Annotated in this window: 21 protein-coding genes; 6 read left to right on the forward strand and 15 right to left on the reverse strand. The window is 67.7% G+C overall.

The features are described from left to right. Window positions 1-3: 3 nt before the first annotated feature. From ACNQVK_RS25115 to ACNQVK_RS25145, 7 genes are all read right to left on the reverse strand, one after another. Window positions 4-813, reverse strand: coding sequence for an acyl-CoA thioesterase (locus ACNQVK_RS25115; RefSeq protein ID WP_418031692.1), 810 nt, complete (start codon window positions 811-813; stop codon window positions 4-6). Beyond that, window positions 810-2039 carry a CoA transferase gene (locus ACNQVK_RS25120; RefSeq protein ID WP_418031693.1) on the reverse strand — a complete coding sequence of 410 codons (1230 nt, stop codon included), beginning with the start codon at window positions 2037-2039 and terminating at the stop codon, window positions 810-812. Before ACNQVK_RS25120 ends, ACNQVK_RS25115 begins: the two co-directional genes overlap by 4 nt. Before the next feature lie 13 nt (window positions 2040-2052). Continuing rightward, a complete protein-coding gene (locus tag ACNQVK_RS25125) occupies window positions 2053-4197 on the reverse strand; it encodes a thiamine pyrophosphate-dependent enzyme (RefSeq protein ID WP_418031694.1) in 2145 nt (714 codons plus the stop codon). After that, a complete protein-coding gene (locus ACNQVK_RS25130) occupies window positions 4194-5114 on the reverse strand; it encodes an arginase family protein (RefSeq protein WP_418031695.1) in 921 nt (306 codons plus the stop codon). The genes ACNQVK_RS25125 and ACNQVK_RS25130 overlap by 4 nt, the downstream gene beginning before the upstream one ends. Next, the gene (locus ACNQVK_RS25135; RefSeq protein WP_418031696.1) at window positions 5114-5887 is read right to left on the reverse strand and encodes an HAD-IIA family hydrolase; all 774 of its coding nucleotides are present in this window, start codon (window positions 5885-5887) and stop codon (window positions 5114-5116) included. The genes ACNQVK_RS25130 and ACNQVK_RS25135 overlap by 1 nt, the downstream gene beginning before the upstream one ends. A gap of 290 nt (window positions 5888-6177) precedes the next feature. Next, on the reverse strand, window positions 6178-7563 hold the full coding sequence (locus tag ACNQVK_RS25140; protein WP_418031697.1) for an aspartate aminotransferase family protein: 1386 nt from the start codon (window positions 7561-7563) through the stop codon (window positions 6178-6180). A gap of 13 nt (window positions 7564-7576) precedes the next feature. Beyond that, window positions 7577-9070 carry a CoA-acylating methylmalonate-semialdehyde dehydrogenase gene (locus ACNQVK_RS25145; protein WP_044517523.1) on the reverse strand — a complete coding sequence of 498 codons (1494 nt, stop codon included), beginning with the start codon at window positions 9068-9070 and terminating at the stop codon, window positions 7577-7579. A 112-nt stretch (window positions 9071-9182) separates the two neighbouring features. Between ACNQVK_RS25145 and ACNQVK_RS25150 the strand changes: the two genes are divergently transcribed. Further along, on the forward strand, window positions 9183-10787 hold the full coding sequence (locus ACNQVK_RS25150) for a PucR family transcriptional regulator (RefSeq protein WP_418031698.1): 1605 nt from the start codon (window positions 9183-9185) through the stop codon (window positions 10785-10787). 5 nt (window positions 10788-10792) lie between these two features. Here the strand turns inward: ACNQVK_RS25150 and ACNQVK_RS25155 are convergent, their stop codons facing one another. After that, the gene (locus ACNQVK_RS25155; protein ID WP_418031699.1) at window positions 10793-12202 is read right to left on the reverse strand and encodes an acyl-CoA synthetase; all 1410 of its coding nucleotides are present in this window, start codon (window positions 12200-12202) and stop codon (window positions 10793-10795) included. 36 nt (window positions 12203-12238) lie between these two features. Beyond that, window positions 12239-13597: an SLC13 family permease gene (locus ACNQVK_RS25160; protein ID WP_418031700.1), complete on the reverse strand. Its 1359-nt coding sequence runs from the start codon at window positions 13595-13597 to the stop codon at window positions 12239-12241. A 137-nt stretch (window positions 13598-13734) separates the two neighbouring features. On the opposite strand from ACNQVK_RS25160, the gene ACNQVK_RS25165 reads away from it, so the two are divergent. The 4 genes from ACNQVK_RS25165 to ACNQVK_RS25180 are packed head-to-tail and all read left to right on the forward strand — an operon-like array spanning window position 13735 to window position 17098. Further along, window positions 13735-14475 (forward strand): IclR family transcriptional regulator, encoded by a 741-nt coding sequence (locus ACNQVK_RS25165; protein ID WP_418031701.1) that lies wholly within the window; start codon window positions 13735-13737, stop codon window positions 14473-14475. 33 nt (window positions 14476-14508) lie between these two features. Beyond that, window positions 14509-14895, forward strand: a complete 387-nt coding sequence (locus ACNQVK_RS25170; RefSeq protein ID WP_044517521.1) for a DUF2237 family protein — start codon at window positions 14509-14511, stop codon at window positions 14893-14895. 19 nt (window positions 14896-14914) lie between these two features. After that, window positions 14915-16369: a protein adenylyltransferase SelO gene (locus ACNQVK_RS25175; RefSeq protein ID WP_418031702.1), complete on the forward strand. Its 1455-nt coding sequence runs from the start codon at window positions 14915-14917 to the stop codon at window positions 16367-16369. A 24-nt stretch (window positions 16370-16393) separates the two neighbouring features. After that, window positions 16394-17098 (forward strand): dienelactone hydrolase family protein, encoded by a 705-nt coding sequence (locus ACNQVK_RS25180; RefSeq protein ID WP_418031703.1) that lies wholly within the window; start codon window positions 16394-16396, stop codon window positions 17096-17098. On the opposite strand, the gene ACNQVK_RS25185 is transcribed toward ACNQVK_RS25180, so the two are convergent. The 5 genes from ACNQVK_RS25185 to rplS form a co-directional block, all read right to left on the reverse strand. Beyond that, window positions 17085-18287, reverse strand: coding sequence for an amidohydrolase (locus ACNQVK_RS25185; RefSeq protein ID WP_418034314.1), 1203 nt, complete (start codon window positions 18285-18287; stop codon window positions 17085-17087). The genes ACNQVK_RS25180 and ACNQVK_RS25185 overlap by 14 nt on opposite strands. Before the next feature lie 71 nt (window positions 18288-18358). Next, entirely contained in the window at window positions 18359-18664 is a 306-nt protein-coding gene (locus ACNQVK_RS25190) for a DUF2469 domain-containing protein (protein WP_003881082.1), read from the reverse strand. Further along, the gene (locus tag ACNQVK_RS25195) at window positions 18661-19473 is read right to left on the reverse strand and encodes a ribonuclease HII (protein WP_418034316.1); all 813 of its coding nucleotides are present in this window, start codon (window positions 19471-19473) and stop codon (window positions 18661-18663) included. The genes ACNQVK_RS25190 and ACNQVK_RS25195 overlap by 4 nt, the downstream gene beginning before the upstream one ends. Before the next feature lie 22 nt (window positions 19474-19495). Next, the gene (gene lepB / locus ACNQVK_RS25200) at window positions 19496-20356 is read right to left on the reverse strand and encodes a signal peptidase I (protein WP_418031704.1); all 861 of its coding nucleotides are present in this window, start codon (window positions 20354-20356) and stop codon (window positions 19496-19498) included. Between the two features lie 67 nt (window positions 20357-20423). Then, window positions 20424-20765 carry a 50S ribosomal protein L19 gene (gene rplS / locus ACNQVK_RS25205; protein ID WP_029111328.1) on the reverse strand — a complete coding sequence of 114 codons (342 nt, stop codon included), beginning with the start codon at window positions 20763-20765 and terminating at the stop codon, window positions 20424-20426. 324 nt (window positions 20766-21089) lie between these two features. Here rplS and ACNQVK_RS25210 point away from each other — a divergent pair, with 324 nt between their 5' ends. Then, window positions 21090-22046 carry a hypothetical protein gene (locus ACNQVK_RS25210; protein ID WP_418031705.1) on the forward strand — a complete coding sequence of 319 codons (957 nt, stop codon included), beginning with the start codon at window positions 21090-21092 and terminating at the stop codon, window positions 22044-22046. Here the strand turns inward: ACNQVK_RS25210 and trmD are convergent. Next, window positions 22043-22726, reverse strand: coding sequence for a tRNA (guanosine(37)-N1)-methyltransferase TrmD (gene trmD / locus ACNQVK_RS25215; protein ID WP_418031706.1), 684 nt, complete (start codon window positions 22724-22726; stop codon window positions 22043-22045). The two genes, ACNQVK_RS25210 and trmD, sit on opposite strands and share 4 nt — an antisense overlap. Window positions 22727-22736 lie beyond the last annotated feature (10 nt).

Consider the following 22736-nt stretch of genomic DNA (forward strand, 5'->3'; position numbering starts at 1 on the left):
CGATCAGTCCGCCAAGCGCTCGGCGACCAGACCCTCCTGCACCAGGGTGGCGGCGATCGCACCGTCGGCGCGCAGCAGGCTTGACGTGATCAGCCCGCGGCCCCGCGCCGCGGCCGGTGAGCGCGACTCCAGCAGATTCCACTCCCCGGCGCGCACCGGACGGTGAAACCAGATCGACGAATCGGTCGTGCCACTGCGGTGACTGCGTGAACGCATGCTGTGCCCGTGCACGGCCAGCGCCGGATCGATCCCGTACAGATCGGTGATGTACACCGCGATCAGCGTGTGCACCAACGGATCCTCGGGCAGGTCGGTGGTGACCCGCCACCACATCCGGCGCACGAATTCCTCGCCCGAACCGTCGTCGGCGATGCGGATGTCGAACTCGTCGAGGGGCAGGGAAGGCGCCGGCGGCGGGCCGGTGCACGGCAGCACCTCAGGATCGTGCGGCATCGCACTCAACCCGTGCTCGGGCCCGGCGAGCGCCGTCGCGAACGACACCGTCGCCGTCGTCAGCATGCGGCCGTGCTCATACGATTCGACGCGCCGGGCCGAGGCCGTGCGCCCGTCGTACACGTGCTGCACGCGATACTCGGCGGCTTCCCCGGCGTCCCCGCCACGCAGGAACTGCAGGTGCATGTTGGTCGGCGCCCGGTCATCGCCCACCGTCCGGCAGGCGGCCGCCAGGCTCTGCGCGGCCATCAGACCGCCGTAAGCCCGCTTGCCGGCCGGACCGCTGGCGCGCCCCGTGAACACCTCCCCGCCGGCGGCAGCATCTGCCAGGACGTCCAACAGCGTCAGCAGGGCGCTCACCGCTCGCCGGCACCCGTTGCGACGGTGCCGGATTCGGTCAGTGCCACGATCGCGTCGGCACCGAGACCGAGGTGTTCGGCCAGCACGGCGGTCGTGTCATCCCCGAGTGCGGGCGCGGGAACAGCGGGCGGATACATCCCGCCGATCGACACCGGTAGGCCCGGCGCCAGGTAGGTCCCGATGCGGGGCTGCTCCAGCGGGGTGAACAGCGGGTTGGCGACCACCCGCTCGTTGACGGCGACCTCGGCGAAGCTGCGGTACCGCTCCCAGAGCACCGACGTGGCCGAGAGCGCTGCGCTAATCTCTTCGGCGGTGTGCTCACTGAACCACAGGGTGAACAGTCCGGTCAGCGCGTCGCGGTGGGTGTAGCGCTGACCTTCGTCGCTGAAGTCGGCACCGAATGCCTCGGCAAGGGCGGCAACGGCTTTGGTGGTCCCGGTGACTTCGGTGAGATCGCGGAAATGCCGGCCGGTCAGCGCCACGAGCATGAAGCCGACGCCGTCGCTGCTGGTGAAGTTCTGCCCGTAGGTGCCGTACAGGGTGTTGCCGAGCCGCTCGCGGCCCGTGCCGTTGATCATCACCTCGGTCAGGAATCCGAGATTGCCCGCCGTGGCGAGTGCAACGTTCTCCAGCGGGATGCTGATCCGTGCGCCCTCACCGGTGGAATCACGATGGCGCAGCGCGGCACTGACCGCCAGCGCCACATACAGCCCGCAGCTGACATCCCAGGCCGGCAGCACATGGTTGACCGGGGTGGACAACTGCGCAGGCCCGGTGACCATCGGGAAGCCCAGCCCGGCGTTGACCGTGTAGTCCACCCCGGTGCCACCGTCGGCGCGCCCCGACACCTCGACATGGATCAGGTCGGGACACAGCGCGGACAGCACGTCGTACGAATGCCATTGCCGCCCGGCAACATTCGTGATGAGAACGCCGGCCTCGGCGATCAGCCGTTGTACCAGCTGCTGCCCCTCGGGTGAGCGCATGTCGGCGGCCAGCGAGCGCTTGCCCTTGTTCAGCCCGGCCCAGTAGATGCTGTCGCCGCCGTCGGTGAGCGGCCAGCGGTGATAGTCGGCAGCACCGCCGATGGGATCGACGCGCACCACCTCGGCACCCAGCTGGGCCAGGGTCATGCCGGCCAGCGGCACGGCCACGAAGCTGGAGATCTCGATGATCCGCACTCCGGCCAGCGGGCGGGTCGGGTCCGGCGTTACGGATTCGGCCATGAGAGTCAAGCTATCAAGCCCGCTCGCCGACCAGCTTCACCGCGGCAGCCTCGATGGTGTCCTCGGACAGCAGCACCTCCAGTGCGGCATCGCCCAGCGGGATGAAACTGTCGGCGCTGGCCACCCGCTGCACCCGGCCGGTGAAGCCGTGGTCGGCGAGTTCGGCCAGCACACCTTCCCCCACACCCCCGGTGCGGCGGGTCTCGTCGACGATGAGTACCCGCCCGGTCGCGTCCGCCTCACGCAGCATGTCCTCGACGGGCAGCGGCGAGAGCCACCGCAGGTCGACCACCCGCGCGGCGATCCCGGCCTGCTCCAGGCGACGTGCCACCCGCAGGCTCATCCACAGCCCGTTGGCGAACGTCAGGATGGTCAGGTCGGCGCCCTCGCCGTAGGTACGGGCCGCACCGATGCGCACCGGCTCGTCTGGATAAGGCGCCAGCCACCGCTGGTCACCGTCCGCGTAGAGGTCCTTGGTGTGATACAAGGCGATCGGCTCCAGGTAAATGCACACCGCACCAGCGGTTTTCGCGGCGATAACGCAGGTGTGCAACATGGCCGCGGCATCGTCGGGCCGGGCCGGTGAGGCAATCACCACCCCAGGGATATCGCGGATTGCGGCGATCGAGTCGTCGTTATGGAAGTGACCGCCGAATCCCTTCTGGTAGCCGTAGCCGGCGATCCGCACCACCATCGGGTTGCGGTACTGACGGTTGGAGAAGAACTGCAGCGTGGCCCCCTCACCGCGGATCTGGTCGGCGGCGTTGTGCAGATAGGCCAGGTACTGGATCTCGGGGATCGGCACCAGGCCCGAGACGCCGGCGCCCAGGGCCAGCCCCAGGATGGTCTGTTCATCGAGCAGGGTGTCGAATACCCGCGCGGGCCCGGCGGCGGCCTGCAGGCCGCGGGTCACGCCGTACACCCCACCTTTGCGGGCGATGTCCTCGCCGAACACGATCGTCTCCGGGTGCACCCGCAAGACTTCCTGCAGCGACCGGTTGATGGCCAGAGCCAGCGTCAGCGGCGGGCCACCAGGCTCACCCGGCGCGTCGACGGACACCGCCCTGGCATCGTCCAGTGTGTCGCGCAGCGGTTGCATCACCGCCGTCGCGCTGTCCAACTGCGGACAACCGCTGACCTCCCGGGCCAGGCTCATCACCTCGGCACGTTTGCCCTCGTACCGTTCCAGCACCTGTTCCGGTGTCAGGATGCCATGGGCCACAAGTGTTCTCGCGGTGTTGAGCACCGGGTCACGGTCATAGTCGGCAACGATGTCGGCGGACCGCCGGTAGGCCTGCTCGTAATCGGTGCCGGCATGTCCCATCAGCCGCACGGTGCGCAGATGCAGGAACCCCGGCTTGCGTTCGCGGCGAACCCAATCGGCAGCGGCGCGTGCGGTGTCGAACGCGTCGACGACATCGCAACCGTCGGCCGCGAAATACCTCAGCCCCTGCCTGTCCCCGTAGGCGCGCGCGATCCAGCCGCGCGGTGTCGGCGTGCTGATCCCGATGCCGTTGTCCTCGCAGACGAACAGCAGCGGCATCGGCAGGCCCTGGTAGGCAGCGTGCAGGGCCGCGTTGACGGCGCCCACGGTCGTCGAGTGATTGGCCGAGGCGTCGCCGAAACTGCACACCGTCACCGCATCCTCCGGCCACGGGCAGGCCACACCGAGCTTGCGGGCACGGGCGATCGAGAAGGCCACCCCGACCGACCGTGGCAGATGCGAGGCGATGGTGGAGGTCTGCGGAATGATGCTCAGGTCGTGACGGCCGAACACCTTGTGCCGTCCGCCGGAGATCGGTTCGGCCGTCGCCGCCACCAGCCCGAGCAGCACGTCGCGCAGCGGATCGGACCCGTCGACCTGCGCGGCGCGGGCCAGGTAGAAGCCGCCCGACCGGTAGTGCAGCAGCGCCGGATCGCTGGGGCGCAGGGCCGCGGCGACGGCGGCATTGCCCTCGTGTCCGGACGATCCGATGGTGTAGAAACCCCGCCCCTGCGAGCGCAGCCAGCGCGCGGCGAGATCGAGGTGCCGGCTGCCGATTTGGGCGTCGAACAGGTCCAGCGCCTGGCGCTCAGTGAGCGTCCAGTCGCCGGCCGGCCCGACCCCGGTCAGCGTCGAGACGGTGGTGGTGAAGTTTTCATCGATGGGTTCGGTCACCGGGCCCCCTGAATCAGCGCCAGCGCTGCCGTGGCGAATTCGACGACCTGACCGGCGCCCGCCAGTGACAGATCCTGGTCGGGGTCGTAGATCGCCATGCTGCACCCGATGCACTGCATGGCGGTATCGCGCAGGCTCAGGACGAGCTCGGTGAGCTGGCTCCAGGTCAGGCCCCCCGGCTCGTCGGGCACGTCGGGCAGTCCCTGGGCCGGGAACTCGGCCGGGTCCAGCACGTCGAAGTCGATGTGCAGCCACCAACGCTCCGCACTACGCCTCAGGTGCCCCAAGGCCCGGCGACCGACGGCGGCCGGGTCGCGCGCCACCTCGGCCAGCGGCGCCAGCCACACGCCGCAGTCGGCGAGGGTGCCGACGTTGAACTGCCGCCGCCAGTTGTCGTCGCGGGGGCCCAGCACCACGAGCAATTCGCGCTGCAACGCGGGCAGCTGTCTCGCCAGCGGCCCGGTGAGCGTCCGTCCCGTCAGACCGAGGAGCAACCCGATCTCGGTGTTCGCCGCCTCCCCGTCCTCGGATACGTCCAGCGGCATGGTGTCCTCGTGGCCGTCGATGAAGACCAAGCCAACGTTCTCGACGTGGTCACGCAGCCCGGTGGCGATGCCCAGCAGAGTGGAACAGTCACCTCCGTACACGACCGGGAATCGGTCGGCCGCCAATGCATTGCGAACTCTGTCATGGAGCGACGACGTCATCTCGAGTAGTGCGGGCTCGTTGATCAAGCCGGTCGACGGTCCACGCCGAGGATCGGGGGCAGGCAGGTCGAGATCGTCGGCTCGGACCACGCGGTCGTCACCAAAAGCGTTGAGCAATCCGGCATCCCGCAGTGCGTGCGCGGCCCGCGCCTGGTTGCCGCGGCGGCCATAACCATCGAACGGCACCCCGATCAGCTCGACGGAGGTCATCAGATCAGCTCGATCGCCTCGGCGATCGATGGCAGCACCCGGCTGGGCCGGAAGGGATAACGCTCGATGTCCTCCACCGATGTCGATCCGGTGAGCACCAGGATGGTCTCCAGGCCCGCCTCGATCCCGGCCACCACATCGGTGTCCATCCGGTCCCCCACCATCACGGTGTTCTCCGAGTGCGCCTCGATCCGATTGAGCGCGCTACGGAACATCATCGGGTTGGGCTTGCCGACGAAGTAAGGGTCACGCCCGGTGGCCTTGGTGATCATCGCGGCCACCGATCCGGTCGCGGGCAGCGGCCCCTCCGCCGACGGGCCGCTCACGTCAGGGTTGGTGGCGATGAACCGGGCACCGCCGAGGATCAGCCGGACGGCCTTGGTGATCGCCTCGAACGAGTACGTGCGGGTCTCCCCCAGCACCACGTAGTCCGGCGCGATGTCGGTCAGGGTGTAACCGGCCTCGTGCAACGCGGTGGTCAGCCCCGCCTCGCCGATCACATAGGCCGAGCCGCCCGGCAGCTGATCGTCGAGAAACGCCGCGGTCGCCAGCGCCGACGTCCAGATCGCCGCCTCGGGGACGATCAGGCCCGAGCGCGCCAGCCGGGCGGCCAGGTCGCGCGGCGTGAAGATCGAGTTGTTGGTCAGCACCAGGAATGGCCGTTCCTTGTCGGCCAATGTCTGCAGGAATTCGGCGGCACCCGGGAGCGCATGTTCTTCGCGCACCAGGACGCCGTCCATGTCGGTTAGCCAGCACTGGGCAGGTGAACGCACGAGTCCAGTGTCCCAACTTGCGCCGCGGATCAGGGGCCAACGAAGTTATCCACAGAGTGCGGACGTCATGGCCGACGCATTCGCGCGCACTTACGATGTGGCGATGGCCGCGTTGGAAGACCTCGAAGCTCCTACGTTCGGTCCATGAGCACGCCGCCGAGATCAAAGACCTGATCGTCGGCCTCAACAGCGGGCGAAAGCCCCGCAGCGGAAACCGAAACTGCACCCAGGGACAGAAATCTCGCGATTCTCGTCCCTGAGTGCAGTCTCAGTGAAGGACAGCCTGGAGATCAGTTCGTGTGCTGATCGGCGACGTCGAGCGCCTTGTCCAGGATCGCCAGACCTTCGCGCGCCTCTTCCGCGGTGACGTTGCACGGCGGCACCACGTGGACGCGGTTGAAGTTGGCGAACGGCAGCAGGCCGTTGGCCTTGCACGCACCGACCACGGCGTTCATCGCCGGGCTGGAGCCACCGTAGGGCGCCAACGGCTCCCGGGTCTCCTGGTCGGCGACCAGTTCGACGGCCCAGAACACGCCGGCACCGCGCACCTCACCGACGCTGCGGTGCTTGGCGGCCAGCTCGGCCAGGCCCGGCGCCAGAACCTCGGCGCCAATCTTGGCCGCGTTCTCGACCATGCCCTCGTCGGCCATCGCGTTGATGGTCGCGACGGCGGCCGCGGTGGCCAGCGGGTGCCCCGAGTAGGTCAGCCCACCCGGGTAGGCCCGATGCGCGAACGTCTCGTAGATGGCCGGGCTGATCGCCACCCCACCGAGCGGCACATAACCCGAGTTGACGCCCTTGGCGAAGGTGAGCAGGTCCGGCACCACGTCGAAGTGGTCGATCGAGAACCACTTTCCGCTGCGGCCGAATCCCGCCATCACCTCGTCGGCGATGAACACGATGCCGTAGCGGTCGCAGATCTCCCGCACCCCGGCCATGTATCCGGGCGGGGGCACCATGATGCCGGCGGTACCCGGGATCGACTCCAGGATGATCGCGGCGATGGTGGCCGGGCCCTCCATCTGGATCAGCTTGTCGAGGTACTCCAGCGCGCGCTGCGATTCCTGTTCCTCGGTCTCGGCGTAGAACGACGAGCGATACAGGAACGGTCCGTTGAAGTGCACGGTGCCGGTGTTGCCACGGTCGTTGGGCCAGCGCCGCGGGTCACCGGTCAGGTTGATCGCCGTGTCGGTGCCACCGTGGTACGCGCGGTACCGCGACAGGACCTTGTAGCGGCCGGTGTGCAGACGGGCCATGCGGACCGCATGCTCGACCGCGTCGGCACCGCCGTTGGTGAAGAACACCTTGTTCAGCTCACCGGGGGTGCGCTCGGCGATCAGCCGGGCCGCCTCCGAGCGGGCCGCATTGGCGTACTGCGGGGCCACCGTGCACAGCTTGGCGGCCTGCTCGGCAATGGCGGCAACAACTTTCGGGTGCTGGTGGCCGATGTTGGTGTTGACCAACTGGCAGGAGAAGTCCAGCAATCGGTTGCCGTCGCCGTCCCACACGTACGAACCCTGCGCGGCGGTGATCGTCATCGGCGAGATCTCCTCCTGCGCCGACCAGGAGTGGAACACGTGTGCGCGGTCGAGTTCATAGGCCCGCGCGGCCTCGGCCTTCGCCGCCTCGACGGTCAACCCGTTGGGCAGCGCGGCGGACTCTTGAATCACAGTCATGGGTGAAATTCTCTCACTTGTTCTCGGGGAAGCCGAGGTTGATGCCCCCGTGGCTGGGGTCCAGCCAGCGGGTGGTGATGGCCTTGGTCCGGGTGAAGAAGTGCACGCCTTCGGCGCCGTGGGCGTGGCTGTCGCCGAACAGCGATGCCTTCCAGCCGCCAAAGCTGAAGTAGGCCATGGGAACCGGGATCGGTACGTTGATGCCGACCATGCCGACCTCGACCTCGTTCTGGAAACGCCGCGCGGCGCCACCGTCGTTGGTGAAGATCGCCGTGCCGTTGCCGTAGGGGTTGTTGTTGATCAGCTCAAGAGCCTCGTCGTAGGACTCGACGCGCAGCACCGACAGCACCGGGCCGAAGATCTCGTCGGTGTAGACGCTCATCTCGGGGGTGACGTTGTCGAGCAGGGTCGGGCCCAGCCAGAACCCGTCGGCTCCGCCGTTGGCGATGACGGTGCGGCCGTCGAGCACGACCTTGGCCCCGTCGGCCTCGCCGGCATCGATGTAGGAGGCCACCTTGTCGCGGTGGACCTTGGTGACCAGCGGGCCCATGTCCGAATCCTTGGTTCCGTCACCGGTTTTGATGGTGGCGGCGCGCTCGGCGATCTTGGCCACCAGGTCGTCGGCGATGGGACCGACGGCGACCGCGGCGGAGATGGCCATGCAGCGCTCACCGGCGGAGCCGAAACCGGCGTTGACCATGGCGTCGGCGGCCAGGTCCAGATCGGCGTCGGGCAGGATCACGGCGTGGTTCTTGGCCCCGCCCAGTGCCTGCACGCGCTTGCCGGCCGCGGTGGCGGTGGCGTAGACGTACTGCGCGATCGGGGTGGAGCCGACGAAGGAGATCGCCTTGATCTTGGGGTTGGTCAGCAACTCGTCGACCGCGGTCTTGTCGCCCTGCAGCACGTTGAACACGCCCTCGGGCAGGCCGGCCTCGGCCCACAGGCGGGCCATCCACAGCGCGGCGCTGGGGTCCTTCTCCGACGGCTTGAGCACCACGGTGTTGCCCGCGGCGATGGCGATCGGGAAGAACCACATCGGCACCATGGCCGGGAAGTTGAACGGCGAGATGATGCCGACCGGTCCCAGCGGCTGCAGCACGGAGTGCACGTCCACGTTGGTCGAGGCGTTCTCGCTGAATCCGCCCTTGAGCAGACTCGGGATGCCGCACGCGAATTCGACGACCTCGAGGCCCCGGCTGACCTCGCCGAGGGCATCGGAGAGCACCTTGCCGTGCTCGGCGGTGATGAGCGCGGCCACCTCCTCCTTGCGGGCGTTGAGCAACTCGCGGAACGCGAACAGCACCGAAGTGCGCTTGGCGAGCGACGTGTCGCGCCAGGCCGGGAAGGCCGCCACGGCGGCATCGATCACCGCGCGCGCGTCATCCACGCTGGCCAGTGCGACCTCACCGGTCACCGCGCCCGTGGCCGGGTTGGTTACCGGAGCGGTGGCGGTCGAAGTCCCGGCAAAGATCTTGCCGTCGCGCCAGTGCTGGATGACATTGCTCATGGGTCCGAACCTTCCTGCGGCATTGGGGTACGGCTATCACTCTGGGCCACCATCCACACTGTCGGGGAGATCAATTTGTAAGTCTCATCCGTTTGTTCATTACACTTTGTCAATGATCCCGACCGTGCGCGACATCATCGGGCTCCCGGTGGTCCAGGCCGGCCAGCCCGATGTACTCAGCGCGCAACAACTCGACCGCCCGGTGCGGTGGGTCCACGTCAGCGATATGCCCGACCTCGCGGGGCTGCTGCAAGGCGGCGAACTGGTGCTCACCACCGGCGCCGCGCTGCGCGACGCGCCCCGTGACTACCTGCGAGGGATGCAGCGTGCCGGCGCGGTCGGCGTGGTGGTCGAACTGGGCACCCGCATCGAATCGCTTCCCGACAGCGTCGGCCAGACAGCCCAAACCCTCGGCCTCGCGCTTGTCGTGCTGCACCAGGAGACGAAGTTCGTCGAGGTCACCGAGGCGGTGCACCGGCTCATCGTCGCCGACCAGTACGAGGAACTCGAATTCGCCCACCGCACCCACAAGACCTTCACCGAGTTGAGCATGAAGCGCCCGACGATGGCGGACATCGTGCGGGCAGCGGCCGAGATGATCGACGAATCGGTGGTGCTCGAGGATCTGTCGCACCAGGTGCTGGCGATCTCACCACGCAACGAGCCGGCCACCGGCGTCCTGTCCGACTGGCAACGCCGGTCCCGGGCGATGACCGAACCGTGGGCCACCACCGCCGTGGGCCCTCGCTCCGAGGAGTGGGGCCGGCTGATCGTGCCGCGCGCCCCATCCGCGCCGGCCAAGACCAAGATGGTCCTCGAACGCGCCGCCCAGGCGCTGGCCCTGCACCGGATGGCCGAACGTGGCCGGTCCGGTCTCGAGCATCAGGCCCAGAGCGGGTTGATCGACGACGTCTTGGGCGGACGGATCGACGACGACCGCGAAGCGGACGCGCGGGCCCTGGCCCTCGGTCTACGGTCCGGGGGCCCGTACCTCCCGGCCACGGTCCGGGTCGGTGCGCCACCGGACCGGCTCGACCCGGTCGGCACGCAACGCCGGAACATCCGCATCCTCGACGCGGTCGCCCACAGTGTGAAAGCCCAAGGGCACAGCGCGATCTGCTCGATCCGGCGGGACGGCGAGATCGGCCTGGTGCTGGCACTGAACCACCGGCGCGGGTCCAGCGCCGATGCCACGCTGAGCCGCCTGGCCGAGGGTTGGCGGGAGGCCATCGCGCGCGGTGGCGACACCGACAAGGTCGTCATCGCCGTCGGCGGTGACGCCGGTGCGTTCGCCGACGCCGTCCACGGCTTGCGCGAGGCCGCTCACGTGGCCGAGGTCGCGGCGTCGATGTCGGATCTGACGCGCCCGTTCGTGCGCGCCTCCGATGTCCGGCTGCGCGGGCTGATCACGCTGCTGCTCGACGATCCGCGAGTCCAGATGTTCGCCGAAACCGAACTCAGGACGCTGCTGATCCACGACGCCGAACAGGGCAGCGACGACGTGGCAGTGCTGCGCGGTTACCTGGAACTGGCGGGCAACAAATCCGCGCTCGCCAAACGCCTGCACATGAGCCGTCCGGCCCTCTACAGCCGGCTGGCCGCGATCGAACGCCGTCTCGGCGTCAACCTCGACGACGGCGAATCGATGACCTCTCTGCACGTGGCGCTGCTCATCCTCGACGCCCAGCGCAGCGCCAGCCCGCAGACGGCACCCTGATCCGCTCAATCGGTGAGCAGCTTCTTCTGCACCTTGCCCATCGCGTTTCTCGGCAGCTCGCCGACGAACACGACTTCACGCGGCCGCTTGTGCTGCGACAGCGTCTGGGACACGAACTCGATGAGACCGTCGGCGAGCTGAGGACGGTTCCCGTCATCGGCCACCACGTATGCCACGACCCGCTGTCCCAAGTCGGCATCGGCGCGCCCGACAACAGCTGCCTCACGCACCGACGGATGAGCCAGCAGCGCGGTTTCCACCTCGCCCGCGCCGATCCGGTATCCGCCCGATTTGATCAGGTCCACTGATTCCCGCCCGACGATTCGGTGGAATCCGTCCGCGTCGCGGGTAGCGACATCTCCGGTCATGAACCAGCCGTCGTCGGTCCAAGCGTCCGCCGTGGCCTCGGGTCGATTGAGGTAGCCGTCGAACAGCATGGGCCCGCGAACCTGAAGCCGTCCGATGCTGGCGCCGTCGTCGGGAACGGGCTGGCCGTCCTCCGTGCGCAGCCGGGTGTCGACGCCGAGGACGGGTTGACCGACCGAACCGGGCCGGCGCTCGCCGTCGGCGCGCGTGGACAGGGTGATCATCGTTTCGCTCATGCCGTACCGCTCGATCGGTGCGCAACCGGTGAGCTCGGCGATGCGGTGGAAAACCGGCGTGACCAACGGCGCGCTACCGGATACCAACAGCCGGGCACCACGCAGCGCCCGCGCCGATCCTTCGTCGGCGGCGATGCGCGACCACACCGTGGGCACGCCGAAGTACATGGTCCCGGCCGCGGCGGCATAGCGTTCCGGCCGCGGTTTGACGGTATGGACCACCCGGGAGCCGATGCGCAACGAGGCGAGCACGCCGAGCATCAGTCCGTGCAGGTGGAACAACGGCAGACCGTGCACCACCGTGTCGTCGCGGGTCCACTGCCAGGCGTCGACCACGGCGTCGATACCGGCCGCGAGCGCCCGATGGCTGAGATTGACACCCTTGGGGGCACCGGTGGTCCCCGACGTGTACAGAATCATCGCGACTGCTTCGGGTGACGGCGCATTCGGCAATTCGGCACTGGAGCGCCTAACCGTTGCGGGTATCGCGGGGAGTTCCGAGTCCCGATGCGGCGGTCCCGCCCAACATGTGACACGTGCATCGGTGAGCATGTGCCGCAGTTCGGCAGAGCCGGAGTCGGGTGGAATGGGCACCACCGGAACGCCGGCCAACAGGCAGCCGACCACAGCGACGACCGTCTCCAGCGTCGGTTGGGCACACACGGCAACCGGTCCCCCGTCGGGCAATGCGCCGGCAAGCGCGCAGGCAGCCTCGAACAGCTGCGCCCGCGACACGCTCCGTGCACCTACAGAGAGTGCGGCGGCAGTGTCGACCGAGTCGCCGCAAGCAGGGTCCAGAGACGTCAAAAGCATCGGCGGACAAGTCCTTTCATTGCTGGTATCGGGCACTTACAACACCGTGCCCGGCAGGACGAGGGCTCCGACCAGCAGCACCGGGCCGATCACCACCATCGACAGCCCCCAGCGCATCAGCAGTCTGGTCATGCGGGGCCGTTGCGCCTCGTCGACGGTCGTTGCCACCAGCGTCGCGCCCACCGTGGAGAACGGCGACACGTCGACGATCGACGCGCACACGCCGAGTGCACACATCAACGCCCAGCCGGGGATGCCTCCCGCGGCCACCAGGGGCAGAGCGAGCGGAACGAGTGCCGCCAGCATGCCCGTGGTCGAGGCGAACGCCGAGACAAGCCCTGCCACAAGGCATATGAACAGCGCCGAGACGAGCGGGACGCCGATGTGGCCGGCGAATTCACCGAGCAGATCAACCGATCCCAGCTTGTCGAGCACGCCGACGAACGTGATGATTCCGCCCACCAGCAGAACTGTCGACCAGTCGATCCGGGGAATCGCCTTGTTGCCCGACCGTGGATCCACGAGGGTGAGCACCGCGCCGAGCGCGAACGCCAATACGCCGATGTCGGGATCCATGCCTGCCAGCGACATCCCGATGACCGCGCCGATCAGGCCGACCATGGCAGCAACGGTGACAATCTGGTTGGGCGTGAAGGGGTTTCGTTGCGGTCCGGATGGCAGCTCCGGGCTCGATGCACCGCCACGGGGCATGCCCCGCCCACCGCCGCCACCGCCGACCGTGACCAGTCGATCCTCGGCGGGCAGCGCCGCGGAAGGCTCGGTGACCGTGCTGCGTTGCAGCAGTTTCAGCCCTCCGAACAGGACGTATGCCGCCGCCAGCAAGACCAGGTTGACCATCAATGCCACGACGAACAGCACGAACGGGTTGAGGTCGATGCCGGCCTGGTGCGCGGTGCCGTACGTGACGATGCCGAACAGGCTGGTGGGCGCGAACGCCCCAGCGCTCAGGCCGGTGCCGATCGACAGAGCCATCAGCATCGGATCGATCGCGCGCTTGTCGGCCACCATCATGCCGATCGGAGCCATCACCAACCCGCCCAGCGGGGAGCCCATCGCCGAGATCGCCGCGGTCAGCAGGAAGAACACCAGGGGCAACAGCACTGTCCGGTGCCCGACCTTGGCCAGGGTGACCTCGATGATCCGGTCGATGGTGCCGTTGGCGTGGGCGATCCCGAAGAAATAGGTCACCCCGACCAGCAGCACCAGGATGTCGATCGGGAAGCCGTCGATGATGTCGTCGATCGGCATGCCCGCCATTCCGAGCCCCACCCCGCACGCCGCGGCGAACATCAACACGCCCAGGTGGGCATTACGCCATGCCGAAACCGCGAAGACACCGACAAAGATCGCCAGCGCCAGCAGCTGAATTGTCATTCCATCGCCTTTCGAAACGTTGGACCCGCTTCCCCAACTGGTCCACTGTGTGGCACAGTGGTCTACTGTATGAACCGGTGCGGGTAAGCTAGCTCACATCCGTGCCGCGGGTCAATGTGGATCGCCGAGGAGGGCGCGTGTCGACGAACAGCGTGGTGTCCGCGTTTCAGGTGCTGGAAACGGTCGCAAGAATGCAGCCCGTGGGCCTGTCCGAGCTCACGCGCGCAGTCGGCCTGCCCAAGAGCACAGTGCAGAGGTGTTTGCTCACGCTGCACGAGATCGGCTGGCTACGACCGACTTCCGCGCAACCCACCCGATGGAACCTGACATACCGAGCGTTCTCCGTCGGCAGCCGGGCCGGCGATCATCAGCTGATGCGCGAAACCGCGCTCCCCTTCCTCAACCAGTTGCAGCTCGATACCACCGAGACCATTCACCTCGCCGCACCGGACGGCCCGGAGTTGGTACTCATCGAACGCCTGGACACCCCGCATCCGCTGCGTGCATTCATGCCGCTGGGATCGCGAATTCCGTTGCACGCCTCCGCAACCGGAATCGCCTTTCTCGCTGCCAGCACCCACGAGTATGTCGCGCAATACCTTTCACAGCAGCTCGCGCCGCAGACCGAACACACGATCACCGATCCGGACCGGTTGAGCGAGACCATCGACTTGGTGCGGACGCGGGGGTACTCGGTCAACGAGCAGGGCCTGAACGCCGGCATCACCGCCCTCGGCGCCAGTATCGTCAACGCACAACGCGAGCCGATCGGCTCGGTCTCGATATCGGGACCGAGCAGCAGGATTACTGCCGACAAGTTCGCTAGGTTCGGATGTGCGGTGCGCGAGACCGCGCAACGAATCTCCGCGGCATTGTGAACCCGCGCAGAACTCTGGAGAGGCGATACCGAGATGGCTGATCGCAACGTGCTGGGTGGCAAGCTCGAAGAGTGTGGCACCGACCCGCTCACCGGCTTCTACCGCGACGGCTGCTGCTCGACCGGCGACGCCGACGCGGGCCGGCACACCATCTGCGCCGTGGTGACCGCCGAATTCCTCGAACATCAGCAGTCCATCGGCAACGACCTGTCGACACCGGCACCGCAGTACCGGTTTCCCGGCCTGACACCCGGGGACCGCTGGTGCGTCACCGCGGTCAACTGGCTGCGCGCACACGATGACGGCAAGGCGGCCCCGGTGGTGCTGGCCGCCACCCATGAGCGCACCCTCGACCTGGTGCCTCTCGACGTGCTCCAGCAGTACGCCGTCGATGTGCCCGACGACCTGGGCAGCCTCTGAGGCTCCGTAGGCTCAAGCTGTGAGCGTCGCACCTGATCCGACCGTCATCCTGGACAACCGCTTCGCCCGCGCGCTTCCCGAGATGGCCGTCGCGTGGCAGGCCGAGGCGGCTCCGGCGCTGCGGCTGCTCGTGCTCAACGAGCAGCTCGCCGATGAGCTCGGCCTCGATACCTCCTGGCTGCGCAGCCCCGACGGGCTCGGGCTGCTGTCGGGCACCGTGGTCCCCGACGGCGCCACCCCCGTCGCACAGGCCTACGCCGGTCATCAGTTCGGCGGTTATGTCCCACGACTGGGCGATGGCCGTGCGCTGCTGCTCGGCGAATTCGTCGGTCCTGGTGACCGTCCCCGCGACCTGCATCTCAAAGGATCGGGACGCACCCCGTTCGCCCGGGGCGGCGACGGCCTGGCCGTGGTCGGGCCCATGCTGCGCGAGTACATCGTGAGCGAGGCCATGCACGCCATGGGCATTCCCACGACCCGGGCACTGGCCGTCGTCGCCACCGGACGCGACGTCCGGCGCGAAACCCTGCTGCCCGGCGCGGTGCTGGCCAGGATCGCCGGCAGCCATCTGCGCGTCGGCAGTTTCCAGTACGCCATCGCACACGCCCAGGCCGCCGGAGACATCGGGTTGCTGCGCCGGCTGGCCGACCACGCCATCGCCCGCCACCATCCCGGCGCGGCCGACGCCGCCAATCCATACCTGGCCCTGTACGAGGCGGTCATCTCCGCGCAGGCCTCGCTTCTCGCGCAGTGGATGCTGGTCGGGTTCGTACACGGCGTGATGAACACCGACAACATGACCATCTCAGGCGAGACCATCGACTATGGGCCTTGCGCATTCATGGAAACCTTCGATCCCGCAACGGTATTCAGTTCGATCGACCATGGCGGCCGGTACGCCTACGGCAACCAGCCGACCGTGGCCGCGTGGAACCTGGCCCGCTTCGCCGAAACCCTGCTCCCCCTGCTCGCCGATGACGGTGAGCAGGCCGTCGAGCTGGCCACCCGAGCGCTGCACGGGTTCGGGCCGCAGTTCGACGCGGCCTGGTCGGCGGGTATGCGCGCCAAGCTCGGCCTGCCCGCCGATGTCACCGACGAAGCGGCACGCACTCTGATCGATGACCTGCTTGCGCTGCTGCAGCAGAACCGAACTGACTACACGTCGTTCTTCCGTGACCTCGGCCGTACCGTGGGCGGAGAGAGCAGGGTCGCCGCCGGATTCGACGAGTGGCTGGCGCGGTGGCGTGCCCTCGACCCCGACACCGCCGCGATGGACCGGGTGAATCCGGTCTACATCCCCCGCAATCACCTCGTCGAGGAAGCATTGAACGCCGCCACGAACGGCGACCTGGAACCCGTCGAGCATCTGATGGACGCCCTCACGGCGCCGTATGACGAGCGCCCCGGGCTCGAACGATATGCCGCAGCCGCCCCCGCCGACTTCGGTGCCTATCGCACGTTCTGCGGAACCTGAGGACCAGCCGCTACCGTAGGTCGGGTGACGACGATCACGATGGACACTCCGGACGGCCCGATCGACGCTCTCCTCAGCCTCCCCAGCGGCGAAGGACCGTGGCCCGGGGTGGTGATCATTCATGACGCGATCGGCCACGGACCCGACAATGAGGCGATCTCGGAACGCGTCGCGGCGGCCGGCTACGTCGCGCTCACGCCGAACCTCTACTCACGCGGCGGCAGGGCCCGGTGTATCACCCGGGTGTTCCGCGAGCTGCTGACCCAGCGCGGCCGGGCGCTCGACGACATCCTGGCCGCTCGCGATCATCTGCGCGCGCACCCGCAGTGCACCGGGACCATCGGCATCGCCGGGTTCTGCATGGGCGGCCAGTTCGCACTGATCTTGGGCCCCAAAGGATTCGGCGCCTCAGCGCCGTTCTACGGCACCCCGCTGCCGCGGCGGCTCGACCAGGCATTGGACGCCTCGTGCCCGGTGGTGGCCAGCTTCGGCCGCCGCGATCCGATGGGCATCGGTGCACCCGCCCGGTTGCAGCGCGTCGTGGACGACAAGAGCATCCCGGCTGATATCAAGGTCTACCCCGACGCCGGGCACAGCTTCGCCAATCAGCTGCCGGGACAGGCCTTTCTACGGATCGCCGGTTTCGGCTACAACGAGGCCGCCACCGCCGACGCCTGGTCGCGGGTGTTCGCGTTCTTCGGCGAGCACCTGGCGGCTAAAGCCAACTGAGCCCGGCCACCACCAGCGCCTCGGTACCGGTGTCCAACGTCGGCTGAAGCACCGGGGCGAACCGCGGTGAATGGTTCACCGGAATGTCCACGCGAGCGCGATCCGCGGCCACCGCCGCACGAAAGGCCTCCTCGTCGATGCCGCCGAAGCCCCAATAGGTGTAGGGCGCCCCCAGTGCAGCCGGGATGTCGCTGAAGTCTTCACTGGCCGACCCGGCCGGCATGGTCTGCGCCCGGTCGCCGAAGTACTTGCTGAACGCGGCCTCGACACGAGCCGTCACCGCATCGTCGTTGACGGTCAGCGGAAAGTTGGCGTACAACTCGAATTCCGGGTCGCGCGGCGAGTCGGACGCCTGGCACTCGGCGATCACCACGCGCCGGATCGCGGCGAGCACCGCGGTCCGCACCGACTCGTCGAAGGTGCGCAGGTTGAGTTCGAGTACCGCATGATCGCCGATGACGTTGCTCTTGGTCCCCGCCTGAATGCTGCCGACGGTCAGGACGACCGTCTGGCTTGGATCGACCTCGCGCGACACGATCGTCTGCAAGCGGATGACGATCATCGACGCCAGCACCACCGGATCCACCGTGGCCTGCGGCATCGAACCGTGCCCACCACGACCGTAGACCGTGATTCTCATGCTGTCGGCCGCCGACAATACCGGTCCGCTGCGGGTACGCAGCTGCCCGGCTGGCGCCGGAAAAACATGCTGGGCCAACGCCACATCGATCGGGCCGACCAGATCGGCCAGGCCGTCATCGGCCATCCCGCGGGCCCCGTCGCCCACCTCTTCGGCGGGCTGGAAAACCGCGATCACGGTGCCACGCCAGTGATCCGTCGCCCGGGCGAACAATTCCGCCGCACCCAGCAGACAGGTCACGTGCGTGTCGTGGCCACAGGCATGCATCACGCCTGGCTCGCTACTCGCATACGGCAGCCCCGACGCTTCGGTCACCGGAAGCGCGTCCATGTCCGCACGCATCAGCACCCGGGGACCGTCGCCGTTGCTCAGCACGCCGACCACCCCGGTCCCCCCGACACCTTCATGGACCGTCAGGCCGGACTCCCGCAGGCGCGCGGCAACCACACCGGCAGTGCGCCGTTCCTGATGTGAGAGCTCGGGATGCTGATGCAGGTCGCGATAGAGCGGCTCCTGCCATGCGCGCACCTCGGGCAGGCACGCCAGCACAGCCTCGGCGCGGCGGCGCACATCGTCGGGTCCGGTACTGACAGTCGCCGTCACGTCGCCCCCGTCCGCCTCTACTCCGGCAACCGCAGCTCGGGCTTTTCGACCTCTTCGATGTTCACGTCCTTGAACGTGATGACGCGTACCTGCTTGACGAACCGCGCCGGGCGGTACATGTCCCACACCCAGGCATCGGCGAGCCTCAGCTCGAAATAGACTTCGCCCTCGGAATTGCGCGGAATCAGTTCCACGCTGTTGGCCAGGTAGAACCGGCGCTCGGTCTCAACGACGTAGCTGAACTGCCCGACGATGTCCTTGTATTCGCGGTAAAGCGAGAGCTCCATCTCGGTTTCATACTTCTCGAGATCCTCGGCGCTCATCTGGTGTGCTGTCCTTCTGGTTGTGCTGATGCCCTGTCGATCATCTTTGCGTACCCCACTTCAGCATGCCGTATCGGTGCCACATCCGGTCGTACGTCTGTCATCTCTGCGGCCCGCCGCACGCCGGTGCTCTCTGCGGCCCGCCGCACGCCGGTGCTCTCCGCGGCCCGCCGCACGTTCACATACGAGTAGCGGTGCTCCACACACGGCCCCAACTCGGCCAACGCCTCGGAATGCGCCGCCGTGCTGTACCCCTTGTGCTCCGCGAACCCGTAGCCGGGATGGTGCTGCTCCATCTCGACCATCAACCGGTCCCGGCTGACCTTGGCCAGCACGCTGGCCGCCGCGATGCAGGCCGCCGCGGCGTCTCCCCCGATCACCGGCAAGGACGGCACCGCCAGGCCCGGCACCCGGAACCCGTCGGACAGCACATACCCGGGCCGCAGGGACAACCCCGCCACCGCACGCCGCATGCCCTCGATATTGGCCACGTGAACACCGAGCCGGTCCACTTCATCGGAAGGGATGAACACCACGTGATAGGCCAGCGCATACCGGCGAATCAGTGGAAACAGCCGCTCCCGCTCCCGCTCTCCGAGCTTCTTGGAATCATCGAGAGACGCCAGGCTGTCCATCCGGTTGGGGCCCAGTACACAGGCCGCCACCACCAGCGGTCCCGCACAGGCCCCGCGGCCCACCTCGTCCACCCCGGCGACCGGGCCGAGACCGTTGCGATACAGCGCGGATTCCAGGGTGCGCAGGCCGGATGACCTCCGGATGACCGTTCGCGGCGGCCACGACGTCTTCACCACTGGAGGCACAGGGCAGCTCCTAGGAGTCGGTCTGCGGGTTCACGCCGTTGATACCGCCCCAACGGGACGGTGGCCAGGCGATGAACCGTGCCTTTCCGATTACATTCTCCACCGGAACAGTGCCGGCCATCGGATCGCCGGTGCACTGAAGTCCATTCCGCGCGTCGGCGGGCAGGTTGCTGCAGTGCACGCGTGAGTCGGCCGAGTGCGTCCGGTTGTCACCCATCACCCACAGGCGGTCGGACGGGACCGTGACAGGCCCGAACTCAGGACCCAGGCACGGGTAGATGCCCGGGTCGGCCATCATCGTGGCCGGGTCCAGGTACGGCTCGTTGAGGCGTTTTCCGTCGACCGTCAGACCGGTGTCAGCACGGCACTGCACGGTCTGACCGCCGACCGCAATCACCCGCTTGACCAGGTCGTTCTCGTCCGGCGGCACAAACCCGACAAACGAAAGGGCGTTCTGCACCCAGCGGATGGCGGTGTTGTCCGAACGGATCGACTTGTAGCCGATGTTCCACGACGGCGGGCCCTTGAAGACCACCACATCGCCAGGCTCTGGCTTGGAGAACCGGTAGGTGACCTTGTCGACCATGATCCGGTCACCCACGCAGCCGGCACAGCCGTGCAGCGTCGGCTCCATGGACTCCGACGGAATCAGATAGGGCCGCGCGATGAACGTGAGCGTCACGTAGTAGAGCACCAGGGCGATGGTGGCCAGAATGGCGATCTCGCGCGCAGTGGAATGCTTGCGCTTTGGTGACTCATCCGGCGCTTCGCCGGTGGCGGACTCCGCCGAATCCGAGGCGGAATCTTGCTCTGAGTCCGATTCGACGCTGCCCTCCGAGCGCGCGTCGGCGGAATCGGTGGGTCCGGTCACAGGCACCACAGTAGCGAGCGTTGTGACCGGTCCCGCGACGAGAGCTTCGTCAGACGGAGCAGCGCGCTCAGCGCTTTTCCTTGATCTTCGCCTTCTTGCCACGCAGTTCGCGCAGGTAGTAGAGCTTGGCGCGACGCACGTCACCGCGGGTCACGACATCGAGGTGATCGATGTTGGGCGAATGCACCGGGAAGGTCCGCTCGACGCCGACGCCGTAGCTCTCCTTCCGCACGGTGAAGGTCTCGCGGATGCCGCCGCCCTGGCGACGGATCACGACGCCCTTGAAGACCTGGATGCGCTCCTTCGAGCCCTCGATCACCTTCACGTGCACGTTGACGGTGTCGCCGGGGCTGAAGGTCGGGATGTCGTCGCGCAGCGACGCCTGATCGACGAAGTCCAGCGTGTTCATCGGTGACACTTCCTTGTTGTTCGCGGCTCCGGACGAGCACGCACGTGGCGCGCAGCCGAAGCTATTTTCGGGTGTATCGGGGTGTATCTCGCAGCGGAACGCGGACAAGCCGGCCCAGTCCTGCGCAGACAACTGCTCAATTGTGCCAGACGGGTCCCCATACCGTGAAATCCGGCGAGTCTCCAGACCCATCTGCACCGACTCGGGCAGCATACTTCGAGCACGACTAAGCACGCGAGCCACAAGCCGAACAGTTAGGCTGCACACACCGATGCGCCGGTCCTGCAGAGCCCATCGGATTTTCTTGACGGTGCAAGGAGGACCATGCGACGGCGGCCGTCGAAGCTGAGGATTGCGAACGCAGCCGGCCTGACGGCAGTGGTCGCGATGGCCGTCGTAACGGTTGGTTGCGAAGCTCGGGTCTACGGAACGCCCCCAGCCCCGGCGGGTGCACCGCAGCTGACCGTCGTCGTCCCCCAGGGCAGCCTGGCTCCGCTGCCCGAGGCGCCGCCCGGCGAACCCGCCGCCGCCTTCATGGGGCTCGGGGACCGAGCCCAGCTGGCCACCGAAAACGCCGCCGACGCCGGCGCCGAGATCACCCTGCTGGTCCTCGACCGCAACACCGGCCAGCTGGTTTCCAACGGAAACGGAACGACCATCGCCATCGCGTCGGTGGTGAAGTTGTTCATCGCCGATGACCTCCTGCTGCAGGAGGCCAAGGGACAAACGGTGATCACCCCCGACGACCGCGAACAGCTCGATGTGATGCTGCGGTCCTCCGACGACAGCGCCGCCGAGGTGTTCTGGAACCGCAGCGGCGGCAGCGCGATCGTGAACCGGGTGGCGGCCCGCTACGGCCTGGGTTCCACCCGGCAGCCGAACGACGGGCGATGGTGGAACACCATCAGCACCGCGGCCGACCTGGTGCGCTACTACGACATGCTGATGAACGGCAGCGGCGGCCTTCCCGCCGAACAGGCCAACGTGATCCTGGCCAACCTGGCCCAGTCCACCCCGAACGCCATCGACGGCACGCAACCGGGCGGCATCTACCCCCAGCGATTCGGCATTCCCGAAGGTCTCTACGCCGAACCGGTCGCGGTCAAGCAGGGCTGGATGTGCTGTATCGGTTCGGACTGGATGCACCTGTCGACCGGCGTGATCGGCCCCGACCGTCGCTTCATCATGGTGATCGGTTCACTGCAGCCCACGGACGCCGCCACCGCGCGCGACACCATCACCGATGCCGTCAAGACGATGTTCCCCGGCGGCCGGATCTAGGACTCGTCGAGCAGATCCGGCCTGCGTTCGCGGGTCCGTTGCAGGGATCGCTCATGGCGCCACGCCGCCACCTTGGCGTGATCCCCGGACAGCAGAACATCGGGCACTTCGAGCCCGCGCCAGCTCTGGGGCCGGGTGTAGCTCGGCCCCTCGAGCAGGCCGTCGGAATGCGAATCCTGTTGGTGCGATGCGGGATTGCCCAACACGTCGGGCATCAACCGGACCACAGCCTCGATCATGACCAGCGCCGCGGACTCGCCGCCGTTGAGGACGTAGTCGCCGATGGAAACCTCTTCGACCCGCATCCGGCGGGCCGCGTCGTCGGCCACCCGCTGGTCGATCCCCTCGTAGCGTCCGCAGGCGAACACCAGGTGAGACTCCGCGCTCCAGCGTTCGGCGACGGCTTGGGTGAACGGCCGTCCCGCGGGAGTCGGTACGACCAGAAGTGTTTCCTCGGAACAGATTTCGTCGAGCGCCTCACCCCACACCGGCGCTTTCATGACCATTCCGGGTCCCCCGCCATACGGTGAGTCATCCACCGAACGGTGCACATCGTGGGTCCAGTTCCGCAGGTCATGCACGGCCACGGTGAGGATTCCGGCGTCGATGGCCTTGCCCGGCAGCGACTGCCGAATGGGATCGAGGTAGGCCGGGAAGATCGTGACGACGTCAATGTGCACAGTTGCGCAC

Origin of the sequence: Mycobacterium sp. 134 (assembly GCF_048282715.1) — a bacterium.
Taxonomy (GTDB): Bacteria; Actinomycetota; Actinomycetes; order Mycobacteriales; family Mycobacteriaceae; genus Mycobacterium; species Mycobacterium septicum.